Source organism: Candidatus Limnocylindrales bacterium, from assembly GCA_035559535.1.
In the GTDB taxonomy this organism is placed as follows: Bacteria; Moduliflexota; Moduliflexia; order Moduliflexales; family JAUQPW01; genus JAUQPW01.
This window is the reverse complement of the sequence record DATMBG010000051.1, coordinates 482,692-494,960: the sequence shown is the minus strand read 5'-3', so window position 1 is coordinate 494,960 and position 12,269 is coordinate 482,692. Positions and strand designations below refer to the sequence as shown.

The window sequence follows — 12,269 nt, the reverse complement described above, 5'->3', positions numbered from 1 at the left end:
GGAACAATCCCGCATCAGTCCCCCCTTGAGGGTATATGTGCCAGCCACGGTTCGCCCTTAACGGGGCTTTTCAGCTTAACCCGGCGCGTATGGATGGGGGATGTTTAGACAGAAAAAATGACACCGGTTAAAGGGTTACCGTTACTTCTTCCTACCCTATCCGTTGTGCGGTGAAGAGGTATAAAAAGAGCAAAGGTAGATTTTATAGGTCTTAGGCTTGAGGTAAACAGGTGAGAAGGAGTAAATTTTAAGTGACCGTAGAGTGACCGTAGATGGAGAAATATCCCCATCGGTTACCCATCATTTCATTGACTTATTTAACCGAGTTAATCCAGGCTAAGGTACTTGACCCTTCAAAGGTACCCGGTACCGTGATAACTCTTCTAAAAGGAGGCATCGGTATGTATTTCTTCCCCCTTACCATTCCCTTTATCCTGTTGTTCTTTCTGGTTTTGGCCGTTCTTGTAGTTATGATCGAAATAGGAATCATCAGCTATGCCTATGAGAAGGCCGGCGTTAATTCCAGGTATATTCTGATTTTACTGTTTTTATCCTTGATAGGGAGTTACATCAACATCCCCATCATGGAAATTCCCGGGGAACGATTTATCGAAAACAAGGTGGTTAATTTCTTCGGTATGCGATATGTTATTCCTACCCTTGTAAGCACGGGAAGGACGGTTATTGCCATCAATGTAGGAGGAGCTGTGGTTCCCATTCTGATTTCACTCTACCTTTTAATTAAAAATCTGCATCTGTTGCTCCAGAGCGGTATCGCCGTTTTAATTATGACGATGGTAGTCCATTGGATAGCCCGGCCGGTACCGGGTGTAGGGATAGCCGTACCCATGTTTCTTCCCCCTCTTTTAGCTGCATTCCTGGCCTATCTCCTTGCCCCGCAAAATGCACCGCCGATAGCCTATATTGCTGGAAGTCTGGGTAGTTTGATTGGTGCCGATTTGCTTAATCTACATGTTATTCCCCGTTTAGGGGCCCCCATCGCTTCCATTGGGGGTGCAGGCCGATTCGATGGGATATTCCTCACGGGGATCATTGCCGTTCTATTGGCATGAAGGAAAAAATCTATAAGCACTCCAAAAGAGGAGGGAAAGAGGAAGATTATTAGGGAATAAAGGAGAAGTATGGTCTCTATGAAACCCAAAATTCAGATTGTAACCGATGCCGAGGCCTTATATCGTGCAGCAGCTACAGAGTTTATGCGCCGGGCCAGAGAAGCGGTAGAAGCAAAAGGTTCCTTTACGGTGGTACTGTCCGGTGGTTCAACGCCCAAGGGATTTTACTCATTGTTGGTCGATGATGCAACCTTTCGAAACCAGATACCTTGGGACCGGATTTACTTCTTCTGGGGGGATGAACGTCCCGTTCCACCTGATCATATAGAGAGTAACTATCGCATGGCCAACGAGGTAATGTTATCCAAAGTACCCGTTCCACCAACCCATATCCATCGGATCAGAGGTGAGAATCCGGATGCCGGGAAAGCAGCCGAGGAATATGAGCAGGTATTACGAGATTTCTTTCAATTGTCGGCCGAACAACTTCCACGTTTCGATCTGGTGTTCCTGGGTCTTGGGTCCGATGCCCATACCGCTTCACTTTTTCCCTGTACAAGAGCATTACAGGAACAAAAACGACTGGTCGTCTCCAACTGGGTCGGAAAGTTGTATACCAATCGGGTAACCTTGACGGTACCCGTCTTGAACCGTGCAGCCTGTGTGATCTTCCTGGTGAGTGGAGATGAAAAAGCCCTGCCTTTGAAGGCAGTCCTTGAAGGAAGATATGAACCCCAACAACTCCCTGCCCAGTTGATTCGTCCAGACCCCGGAGAGTTACTCTGGCTGGTCGATCACGCCGCCGCACGTTTACTTCAAGGAGATGAATCCTGCAGCTAAAAATTTCATCGGCTTGACCAAAATAAATTTTAGTTTTCCCTTTCAATTCCTACGACGGATTTTTCCGGAATGTTACGGATAAAAACTTCTACTTTTTTCTTCCAGTTTTCCTGATTCGGACTGAGGGTTCGGATTCTTACCATGAGATAAGGAGAAGCATCCTGGGGTACAGGGATTGAGGGAGAGGCAGAGGATTGAATCTCGGTCAAAGGTTCTGTTGAACCGTCTTGGTTATTAAATCGGAACCATTGATACTCGTATGAATTAGCCGTAGAAATTCTGGCTTCTACTCCTAGATTTTTGAAATTCAGGAAAGGAGTAGCTTCCTCAGGCTGTTCCGGAGTAGTTTGGGGAGTTGTTTCTGGGATGACTAACCGAAAATCATCTAAGGGGTTAATCTGGTTTAGATAATAATGAAGGATCTTATCTCGTCTTTGAAGGAGAGTTTTTACGAGAAAATTCTCGGCTTCCGGGTTAGAAATTTGACCGGTTTTTACAATGGCCCGGACCATCTCATCGGTAAAACGCATTACCGTCCGGGTAGCCCAGAAGGCATCTTCATTCTGCATCCGAATGCCGGCAGGATTGGGATAATCTGGTTTCCAGTGTTCGGGTCGGAAATAAGAAGCTTCAAACCGTCCGATTTCCGGATATTCTTGATATTGGATGTGTCTCCAAGGGGGGTCCCAGAGGCCTAAAGTAAGGGCCGATTTCAGAGTGGGCTTCCCTTCAAAGTAGTAGGCATTCCCTTCCCGGGGACCATGGGGAGCAATGGCCGCACTCCCCAGGGTGGTTCCAAAATCGATGAGGTAATGCTTAACGTAGCTACGACCTGCTTCCGTTACATACATATCTAAAGTATTGGTCGCATCGGAATCATTATCGTTCAACCAGGAGAAAAAAACTTGCAATCCTCGTAACTCACGACGGTTCTCATGGGGAAATATATCGTTGGGGTCGTCACTTCGGGTTCCATAATATTTAAAAGGACCCAGGGGTTCTCCTGGAAGCTTGAGACTGGCAAGAGCCTGAATGGTTCCATCGGAACGCTTCGGCACTTTACACAGGATCGCATCGATATCGGCTTTGGTCATCGGTCGTTTTTTACCATCCCTACCGGGAACTTTAGCTTCCGGTCCAATTTTAAGTTGCTCCGGTCGGAAGAAGGCGAGATAGTTCTCCGGAACATTATATCCAAAGGCGTAGAAAAACTTCGTGCTTATGACCTCGGCTGAGGTTGCCATTTGGGGGTATTTCTTGGGATCTAACTTGATAAAATAAGTATCTCCTCGGCTATCCTTCATGACGAATCCCGGGGTAACGCCCTGAGTTTTGGCTGAGATGATGGTCCAGGGGCCGGACATATCCGGTCCATCGCTTCGATTGGGGCCCCGAGCGAGTTGTTCTAAAGTCATGGGGTGGAGTCCAATTCGGTTGGTAAACCAACTGGAATCGGGAACTTCTCCCAGGGTGTTGATGTTCTGAGCCCGCCGAATCGTTGGATCTCCAGGCTTACTAAAGGTGTTCTCTGCAAAATCATATATCTTACTCAACTCAATAGGTTTTGGCTTGGGAATGGAAATCTGGTCTCGATCTACCCATACAGGATCATAGGGAAAGAATTTGGGTTTTTGATCCGCGACCGGTTCTACGTTCCTTGTCTCAGGTCGGGTTGAAGGATCGTTGGATTGTTGTTGGTTGTCCCAGGCAATTGCTCCCGAAAGGTTGATTACGGATAACAAGAGTCCAAGCCAGAGTATTTTGGAAAGTTGCTTTAGTAAATCTTTCATATTTTTACCTAGTATCGGTTGTACATGAGATCTTGCAAATGACAACCGGCCTTAAGCAGGATTTAAAACGTGGATCCAAAGGCAAAATAAAGTTGAGTACCTTCGACGCTGTGACCTATATCAAACCGGAAGATGACCGAACTCGGTGCTTTAAATCGGACTCCAAAGCCGTAACTATCTTCTAAATCGGTAAGATTAAAATCAGACCGGTCGGCAAAAACCTTACCTGTATCATAAAAAAGGGCAAATTCCAGATAATCTAAGGCTTCCCATCGATATTCGGCGGCGAGGTATAGCAAGTTTGTATCCTGAAAACGAAAGGAACGAAAGCCTTGCAGCGTATTACTTCCTCCTAAAGTTTCCTGGAGGTAAAAAGGAACCCGATTTCCTTCATCGGTGTCATCCAGGGAAGTAAAGAATCGAACAGCAAGAACCCGGGCAGGTGACCCTAAAGGTAAGTAATGTCGAGCATCAAAGGCGAAACGATTGAAGCTGAATTGATCCTCATCAAGATCCTGATATCGGGTAAACATAAACCCTAAGACTCCACCCCGGTGAGGATTTCCCGGTACATCCCGATAGTTAAAGATTAGAGAGCTACTCAGGCGAAAAAAGTCCGGTTGTTTGGCCAATCCCGGGGCTGAAATATCATTGAATACGTCTTGTGTGGCTGGAATGCTCTCATCGGTACCCCGATCGATATTTACCTGTATAAACCCCACCCGGAGGCCGGTACGAAGCCAACGGTTAAACTGATACCCTACGACGGCATCATAGGTAGCTCCTTCCAGTTTATAATCAGTTCGATTGTCTTCCAGGGAGTTCGGACCAATACCAAAAAAATCTTGCTGAGGAAAATTGCGATAATCCAGATCCGCGTAAAGGAAAAAATCCCGATCCTCCTGTCGAATATCACCAAATTGGAAGATATCCCCGATAAAATGAGGGAATTCTAAAAAGAGGGTCGGTTTTTGGGTAACCCTTCCGATTTGCAACTCGTATTCCTGATAGCCCAAGATTGAATAGCCACCAGAAACTTGAAGGTCAATGATCGAGCCGCCGATATTGGGCTTCCAGTAAAGTCCTCCAAAAGCGATGCTGGAACCCGATGTAATGGTTCCTACTTGAGGGGTAAATCCTTTATAATTGGGAAGTATGCCTTCAAGAAAATAGCCTTCTAACCAGACAAGCCCTCGTTCCACGCCACTCTGGTTGGGAGGCTGGATGTTTTGAAGCTTTTGAAGACGTTGTCGCTCCGCTTCGGTTTGCAGCTCGGAACTTTCTTCGGAGGCGCTGAAAACTTCGTTTTGGACAAAAAATAGATTTACAAAAAAGAGGAGGAAAACAATCCTTTTTGTTATTGGGTTCATATTTCATTTTCTGTTGTTTCGGGTTCCTCTGACTACACAGTAACCCATCTCTTAAAAGGGAGAGGTTTTACACGACCGTTTACTTTTTCATTATTTAAAGAATAAAGACAAAGAAGTTTTTTGTCTATGGGGGTTTTGTTTTTGAATAGGGATATTTTACATAAAAACTAATCCAATTGTATGGATTTTAATCACCTTTTCCGGGATTTGCCTAAAATCTACTCGTATTTGAAGACTGCTTAGAAGGAGCATCTTCATTCTAAGTATCTGTTTTTAAAGAGAATATCCCTTAAAACCTTTCCTTTGGTCTGGATGGTACCACCTTTGCGTATTCTGGAGGTAACGATCTTGGATATCTTTAAACCCCTTGTCCTTATCAGGTAGGGAGGTACATCATGGAACCAACAAATGGGTTAAGTAAGGCCCTGGTTATAAATTCCGATCCCGACGATCGAAAATTTTTAGAAGAAATGCTGAATGAGCATGGCTATCAGGTTAAAGGAGTGGCGCGGGCGTATGAAGCCGCACAACTTTTCAGGGAGGAGGCTTTCTCTTTAATTATCAGCGAGCTTGGATTTCCGGAGTTTGAGGGAATGAAAATTTTAGATCTTGTTCGACGTTTTGAATCTCAAGCCAAAGTAGTACTCATCACCCCACAGGTAGGGGCAGAGGTATTTATTAAAGCCCAGGTTTGTGGAGTCTTTGATTGCCTGGATAAACCCTTAGAAAGATCTATGTTGGAGCAAGTCCTTGCAGCCATCCGATGTACGGGCGGACGGCCGTCCGCCCCTACGTTTTGGGTTTACAGGTAGAGGGATAGGTTTTCGGAAAAGGAAACAACATGAAGGTTTTAGTTGTAGGAGCAGATCATCTGGGATCGCTTACAAGGAATCTCCAGGACTTAGGGATTAAGCAGATCCTTCATTGGAAGGGACGGAGCCATGAGGAGGTTCGAAAAAAAATTCCAGATGGAATTGAAGTCATTATTCTTCTTTGTGATTTTGTTAATCACACCCTGGTCTATCGCCTTAAATCAGAAGCCAGAAGACGAGGGATTCCGGTGATCCACGCCAGAAAATCGCAAGTTTATTTTAAAACCCTCAATACCCTCTTAACGACTTCACCCCTGGGATAAAGTAAGTAAACGGTTCTGGCTGACTATCCCAAACCCCTTATTCCGAACAGGTTTATAAAAAATAACACTGCCTTAAAGGCCTGGTTCTGGGTTGAGGCCGACACCTTTCGGGTCACCGCCAAAAACTTCAAGAATTCCCTGACAAGGGTAGGTCCAACGCCTCGTTTGTCGGTAGAAAAGAGCCATTGCAGATCCTTGCCTCGAGTAAAAATTTGAAAGTGTCGTACCCATCGGGTATAGGTTTCTAAGGTTTTCGGGGAATAATGCCCAACCTAGATTTCGTTGACTAACCAAGTGTACCCGTTTTCCAGGAAACTCCCGTTGCGGGGTCCTGGGCTTGCAGGGTCTGGGGCTTATGGAAGGGTGGAAGGGATGTTTTTGCGATGTGGGAGGAAGAGAAAGCCTTAGGAGCGGGGTCCTGAACTGGTCGAAGGGATGATTCCTCGGTAGGGGCACACGGCCGTGTGCCCCCACTCGTAATCCAGCAAGATGGCATGGGACGCCGGCTGTTATTGCGCCTGGGTTTGCTTCTTTTCCTGTAATTTGTGGAGAAAGTGAGGAAGACTCTCTCTACGTGTGGGGGAAATGGTACTTCTGGCAAAAATCCAGATCCTGGCGCAGCCATTTTGTATAAGCAGTCTGGGCATGTTTCGGAATTGCCATGTTCCGTAAGCCCGTTTCAAATTGTGTCCGTAAGGCTGGAGACCCCCACTCCATCCCTCCCCGTGGACGGGGAGGAATATTGAGCCTAGGGTGTTTTCCTGAAGTAGAATAGATTTCCAGATAGTTTTCTCCTGACAGGATATCCAGAGAGAAGAAGCTAAAATAGCAGGTACCTGTATCAATTTAGTAGGTGGAAAAAGAAACACCCCCCCTTAACCCCCCTCCAGGGGGAACTGACGTGGGATTGCCGCTGCTGAATCCCCCTGGAGGGGGGTTAAGGGGGGGGTGTTCAGGCAGAAAAGTGACACCTACTAAGCTGTTACAGTTACAAATAGCAGAAAAAACTTGTCAAGGATCTATGTATGGAGCATAATATATTCAATATAGCAAAAAACGATGTAGAAGGTCATAGCACCGGCGAGTGACTCCGGGTCAGGGAGTTTGTTGCCGCTTAGAGGCGCGTGGAACCTTCCAAGTAGGTTAAACGTCTTATTTGATGTTGTGGTGGAGTTATCCAGAAACTGTACAATAACTTGTTGGATGCTTTGTGAAGCGTAGGTTAAATATCAAGAATGAACCAACAATCTACTGCAACAAGGCACGCTGACTATGGTATTGATGCTCCGGGTGTTGTGCTTCGTTTTGCCATTTTCGGAGTAATGCTGATCATTGTAGCCTTTACTTTCCTGTATCTGTTACACGGAGTGTTGACGTCTAACTTAAGAGTTGGGAGTGTGATTCAGGTTCGCACGCAAGATATTCTGCCTCAGGGTTTGGGAAGTCGGTTGGTACAGATATTACGTCAGTACGAGCCCGTGCTTGAAAGTGGTACGCTGATTACTGTAAACGGAGTGGTTCTTAACCGTCTGGTAAAGGTCTATCAGATTGGTTTACCGGTATGGTTCGAGTCGGCTCACTGTTCGAGTCATTCGATCTGGAGTGTGTCTCTATCGCCAGCACTTTAAGCCAGATGCCTGAACTGCATGGCATACGCACCCGCCGGGTCGGATCTTGATCGTGACGACCGGCTGCAGTTGGGCGTAACGCGGGAGCGGACCGGTCGAGGAAATCTGATTGGGCGAGAAGCACTGGCACGGAGTGACCCCGACAACGGTAATAATGCACATCGCTATCCAAGAGAAGCTCGACAACAAAGCGGTGGACTGGATGGAGCAGATTAGCGACCAGCAGTACCGCGAGTAGATCGAGCGGCGATCAGTTTGAAAGAATCGGAGGGTCTTTAACATGCCTCATGTAATCTTGAAGCTCTGGCCTGGCAGGTCCGAGCAACAGAAGGCCCGGCTCGCAGAAGCTATCACCAAGGATGTCATGAGCATCCTGGGCTGCGGAGAGGAATCCGTCTCGGTCTCGATAGAAGAGGTCGAGCCCCAGGACTGGGCAGAGAAGGTGTATAAGCCTGACATTGTCAACAAACCGAAGCAGCTTTACAAGAGACCGGGCTACGATCTATCGGAATTGTCACGACCGTAAGTATCGGCGACCAGAAGTCAAATCATGCGAGGAGTTATTCTTTACGGCCTGCACAAAGTATCCTGCCTTAACAAAGGCTAGGAGTTAATTCATAAGTTCGTCCCTTAACCAAACACGCGTCCTGCAAGCATCTCTCCCTGCACATCCTGTGCGTGCTAAAACCAGAAGGTGCACGAGCGGACATAGACGATAAGGAGAGAATACTATGACCGACCCCACGAAAGGAGAGAAGACGAGGACTCACCATGCGGCCGGAACACGTAAACAGTGGCTTGCAGCGCGGCTCGAGCGGCTCGGGGCGGAGAAGAAACTCACGTAGCACAGCGACGAACTGGCACGGCGGCGACAGGAGCTGCCGTGGGTTCAGATCGATAAGGCGTATCGGTTTGAGACCGACAAGGGGAACGCCTCGCTGGCAGACCTCTTCCGAGGGCGTTCGCAACTCCTCGTCTACCACAGTCATCAGAACCGAAAATTTGCAGTTACAATACCGTTCCAAAGTACGCAGTTCTAAGGATTTAAGGCTTTTTCCTTTCTTAGCTTGATGTATATGCCCCTTACCCCCTTCCCGCAGCTTAGCCCGGTCGTTAGGTAACTTTATAATTCATGATAATTCATGTGGATGGATCCACCTGTTCTCTCCAACCACAGTCTCAAGGAAGGAGGCCATTAAATTGCTTGTGAATGACATAATAGAACGACTCTTGCAGGGAAATCGCCGATTTTCTCTCGGCGAGGCACTGCGTTCTGACATAAGTATTGCCCGTCGTTATCAACTCAGCGTTTCTCAACAGCCATTTGCCATGATTCTGGGATGTTCAGATTCTCGTGTCCCTCCTGAAATAGTTTTCGATTGTGGGCTGGGTGATTTGTTCGTGATACGAACAGCCGGGCATACCATTGACAAAGTTGTGATGGAGAGCATTCTATTTGGCATCAAATCGCTTTATATTCCTCTGATAGTAGTGCTTGGGCATGCACGTTGTGGTGCAGTATCACTTGTAATCCAAAAGAGGCAACAATTAGGAAACGCTGATGATGCATCTTGCATAACAGAACAAATCGCGCTGGCAATAGAACAGCACGGGAATATACCACAATACAAGAATGAGGACGATTTGTTAAATAGTATTGTCAAAACCCATGTAAAAATGACCCTTGCTCGGATAGAGAACCTCATAATGCCTATATCCAAGGATGTGAATGTCCTGGGAGCATACTACGATTTGAATACAGGTATTGTCGAAGTTATAAGCCGTCCAACACGCGCTTGCACCTAACCCTGCTCCGCTGTACTTCGCAGCACAGGTAAAGCGGAGGTCATTGGATATGGTGTCACGGGAACAGCACATGATTCGTGATCCAGCTCATAAGGTTTATTTTAGTGTTGTCTCGGTTTAAGAGGCCATCGTCAAACATCAGCTTGGAAAGCCGGCTTTGCCACAACCTCCTAGCATCTACATACCCCAAGCGACGTCAGCATAAGTTTTCCCCTTAATGAAGGGAGTGTAGTTCAAGTCGCTCAACTACCGGCATTATATTGTTTCGTGAAGTAATCGAGATGCCCTAAGTGGGGGAATGAGGAGAAGCTAGAGGCGAAGAAAGGGGAGATTTTTCTAACTGAGCGTGTAGCCGATAAGGTGGGAGCATGCTTTTAAGGGTAGGTTTCTTTAAGTAACCTTAGCGTAGGAAGCCTTATTAATCCTCAAGAAAGGGTACTAATCCAGGCTACAGGAAAGGGAAGAGTTAGGATCCAAACCATCTCCGAGTTCCCCCTTCCCGCATCAGGAAGGGGGTTAGAGGGTCAGGTTAGAAACATCTACCCCGGAAAGGGAGTCAGGAGGGTGTCCAGACGCCCTACTTAATCCTTAACTTGATGCACATGGGAACCACCCCACCCTGACCCTCCCTGCCTGTGAGAAAGGAAGGGCAGGATGGCCTACATAAAAGCTCCGCAGAGTCGCCCCTCCCCAGGAGCCACCTCTTTAGTCAGGGTCAGCATAAGATTTCCAGGGTTGTTTTCGTGAAATCTTCGGGCTTTCAGACGTTTAAAAATTTACTGCAAGGACTTAGGGTCAGTTCCTTTAGCCTCTTTTTTAGACAGATCCCCTCCCTACCTGCCCAAGTATTAGGCATTTTTTCCAGACGGGTTTTTTTAAGTTGTTGAGATTACATAAGTTAGTTTTTGACTGAATTGGCATTTGAGTTGCTCTTCAGATCTATCAACCAAGCAAGCTTAATCTAGGTTTTAACACTCCTTCTGAAAGTACCGGTGAACTCCCCACTTTTTTCTAAAAAAGATTGGGGAGTTCATTTGTTCCTTCGAAGGTCTATGAAGAGAAAGAAGAAGAGGATGAAGATGTCGGATACAAAGGGTCCTAAGGGGCTTCAAAATCCGGGTCGTAGGGAGTTTTTAAAACAGACGGCTGCAGCCGGACTGGGTCTTGCCGCCGGCAGCTTTATAGGGGGTACGCCGCTGCCACGACTGGCCAGAGCCCAGGGTAAGGGAATTAAAATAGGCGTGCTTCATTCATTAAGTGGGACGATGGCCATCAGTGAGGTGTCTTTACGGGATGTGGTTCTGATGGCCGTTGAAGAAATTAACGCCAGTGGAGGTGTACTCGGTCAACCGATTCAACCTGTAGTGGTGGATCCTGCATCGGATTGGGACCTCTTTGCAGAGAAAGCCAAACAACTCCTGTTGCAGGAGAAGGTAGCCGTTGTTTTCGGGTGCTGGACCTCGGTAAGTCGTAAGTCTGTATTGCCTGTTTTTGAGCAGAACAATGGATTGCTTTTCTATCCGGTCCAATATGAGGGTGAGGAATGTTCCCGTAATGTTTTCTATACAGGCGCAACCCCCAATCAACAATTGATTCCGGCTGCCGAGTATTTGATGAGCAAAGAGGGAGGAGGGTATAAAAAATTCTATCTGTTAGGAACGGATTATGTGTTCCCCCGTACGGCTAATAAAATCCTGCGGGCTATGCTGTTAGCTAAGGGTATTCCTGAAGAAAATATTATGGAAGAGTACACGCCTTTCCATCATCAAGATTATCAAACCATTGTAGGAAAAATTAAGAAATTTGCCAGCGGGGGGGATGCCGCAGTCCTCAGCACGATTAATGGAGATAGTAATGTGCCTTTCTACAAGGAATTTGTTAATCAAGGGATTACGTCGGAGCAAGTGCCGATCATGGCCTTCAGTGTAGCCGAGGATGAATTGCGAGGTATGGATACCTCTGCCTTGGTAGGTCATTTGGCTACCTGGAACTATTTTCAATCCATTGATACCCCGGAGAACAAGAAGTTTGTAGCTAATTTTAAAGCCTATTGTAAGAAAAATAATTTACCGGGTGGAGAATCTCGGGTTACCGACGATCCCATCGAGGCTGCTTATTACGGAGTCTATGTCTGGAGGATGGCCGTTGAAAAAGCCGGTACTACCGACGTGGATGCTGTCCGCCAGGCCGTTTACGGACTGGAGTTTATGGCACCCGGTGGAAAGAAAAAAATGGATGAGAACAATCATCACACCTATAAGCCGGTTCTCATTGGAGAAATTCAGAAGGATGGGCAATTTCGAATTGTTTGGCAATCCGAGGGGTTAGTCCGTGCCGAGCCCTGGAGCCAATATACCAGTCCGGATAAAGGTTGTGATTGGGTTAATCACAAGGGGACTTATACCAAAGGTTAGGAGGAAATTTTTATTGGATAACTTCCACAAGGTCTAAACCATTTCCGTGTTAGCCGGTAAGGCAGTTTTCTCTAATTACCCTTACACGTAGCGAAGGGCGCGTGGTGAATTACGAAGGGAAACCCTGTAGGGCAGGTTTCAAACCTGCCCTACAGGGAGCGAAGGGTGAGCAGCGAGTTACGAAGGGAATCCCGTTAAAGGGTTACCCGATGG

Annotated in this window: 11 protein-coding genes; 9 read left to right on the top strand and 2 right to left on the bottom strand. The window is 46.8% G+C overall.

What is annotated here, in order from left to right; translation table 11 throughout:
• Positions 1–272: 272 nt before the first annotated feature.
• Together VNM22_20625 and pgl are read left to right on the top strand one after the other, a co-directional pair.
• On the top strand, positions 273–1,073 hold the full coding sequence (locus tag VNM22_20625; GenBank protein ID HWP49576.1) for a DUF1614 domain-containing protein: 801 nt from the start codon (positions 273–275) through the stop codon (positions 1,071–1,073).
• Between the two features lie 78 nt (positions 1,074–1,151).
• Positions 1,152–1,913, top strand: coding sequence for a 6-phosphogluconolactonase (gene pgl, locus VNM22_20620; GenBank protein HWP49575.1), 762 nt, complete (start codon positions 1,152–1,154; stop codon positions 1,911–1,913).
• A gap of 29 nt (positions 1,914–1,942) precedes the next feature.
• Here pgl and VNM22_20615 read toward each other — a convergent pair whose 3' ends face one another.
• Both VNM22_20615 and VNM22_20610 read right to left on the bottom strand, forming a co-directional pair.
• Entirely contained in the window at positions 1,943–3,703 is a 1,761-nt protein-coding gene (locus VNM22_20615; protein HWP49574.1) for a hypothetical protein, read from the bottom strand.
• A gap of 62 nt (positions 3,704–3,765) precedes the next feature.
• The gene (locus VNM22_20610; GenBank protein ID HWP49573.1) at positions 3,766–5,073 is read right to left on the bottom strand and encodes a BamA/TamA family outer membrane protein; all 1,308 of its coding nucleotides are present in this window, start codon (positions 5,071–5,073) and stop codon (positions 3,766–3,768) included.
• A gap of 395 nt (positions 5,074–5,468) precedes the next feature.
• Here VNM22_20610 and VNM22_20605 point away from each other — a divergent pair, with 395 nt between their 5' ends.
• The 7 genes from VNM22_20605 to urtA all read left to right on the top strand — a co-directional run bounded on the left by VNM22_20605 (position 5,469) and on the right by urtA (position 12,056).
• Complete coding sequence (locus VNM22_20605) at positions 5,469–5,885, top strand: response regulator (GenBank protein HWP49572.1); 417 nt, start codon at positions 5,469–5,471, stop codon at positions 5,883–5,885.
• 29 nt (positions 5,886–5,914) lie between these two features.
• Positions 5,915–6,208: a DUF2325 domain-containing protein gene (locus VNM22_20600; GenBank protein HWP49571.1), complete on the top strand. Its 294-nt coding sequence runs from the start codon at positions 5,915–5,917 to the stop codon at positions 6,206–6,208.
• 1,322 nt (positions 6,209–7,530) lie between these two features.
• Complete coding sequence (locus VNM22_20595) at positions 7,531–7,836, top strand: hypothetical protein (GenBank protein ID HWP49570.1); 306 nt, start codon at positions 7,531–7,533, stop codon at positions 7,834–7,836.
• An 18-nt stretch (positions 7,837–7,854) separates the two neighbouring features.
• On the top strand, positions 7,855–8,052 hold the full coding sequence (locus VNM22_20590) for a hypothetical protein (protein HWP49569.1): 198 nt from the start codon (positions 7,855–7,857) through the stop codon (positions 8,050–8,052).
• Between the two features lie 64 nt (positions 8,053–8,116).
• Positions 8,117–8,362, top strand: coding sequence for a tautomerase family protein (locus tag VNM22_20585; GenBank protein HWP49568.1), 246 nt, complete (start codon positions 8,117–8,119; stop codon positions 8,360–8,362).
• A 680-nt stretch (positions 8,363–9,042) separates the two neighbouring features.
• Positions 9,043–9,642: a carbonic anhydrase gene (locus VNM22_20580; GenBank protein HWP49567.1), complete on the top strand. Its 600-nt coding sequence runs from the start codon at positions 9,043–9,045 to the stop codon at positions 9,640–9,642.
• 1,079 nt (positions 9,643–10,721) lie between these two features.
• Positions 10,722–12,056: an urea ABC transporter substrate-binding protein gene (gene urtA, locus VNM22_20575; GenBank protein HWP49566.1), complete on the top strand. Its 1,335-nt coding sequence runs from the start codon at positions 10,722–10,724 to the stop codon at positions 12,054–12,056.
• Positions 12,057–12,269 lie beyond the last annotated feature (213 nt).

Excerpts from the sequence above, each read along its gene's own strand:
- VNM22_20625 (HWP49576.1), top strand. The coding sequence starts at position 273 with ATGGAGAAATATCCCCATCGGTTACCCATCATTTCATTGACTTATTTA.
- pgl (HWP49575.1), top strand. The coding sequence starts at position 1,152 with ATGAAACCCAAAATTCAGATTGTAACCGATGCCGAGGCCTTATATCGT.
- VNM22_20615 (HWP49574.1), bottom strand. The coding sequence starts at position 3,703 with ATGAAAGATTTACTAAAGCAACTTTCCAAAATACTCTGGCTTGGACTC.
- VNM22_20610 (HWP49573.1), bottom strand. The coding sequence starts at position 5,073 with ATGAACCCAATAACAAAAAGGATTGTTTTCCTCCTCTTTTTTGTAAAT.
- VNM22_20605 (HWP49572.1), top strand. The coding sequence starts at position 5,469 with ATGGAACCAACAAATGGGTTAAGTAAGGCCCTGGTTATAAATTCCGAT.
- VNM22_20600 (HWP49571.1), top strand. The coding sequence starts at position 5,915 with ATGAAGGTTTTAGTTGTAGGAGCAGATCATCTGGGATCGCTTACAAGG.
- VNM22_20595 (HWP49570.1), top strand. The coding sequence starts at position 7,531 with ATGCTGATCATTGTAGCCTTTACTTTCCTGTATCTGTTACACGGAGTG.
- VNM22_20590 (HWP49569.1), top strand. The coding sequence starts at position 7,855 with ATGGCATACGCACCCGCCGGGTCGGATCTTGATCGTGACGACCGGCTG.
- VNM22_20585 (HWP49568.1), top strand. The coding sequence starts at position 8,117 with ATGCCTCATGTAATCTTGAAGCTCTGGCCTGGCAGGTCCGAGCAACAG.
- urtA (HWP49566.1), top strand. The coding sequence starts at position 10,722 with ATGTCGGATACAAAGGGTCCTAAGGGGCTTCAAAATCCGGGTCGTAGG.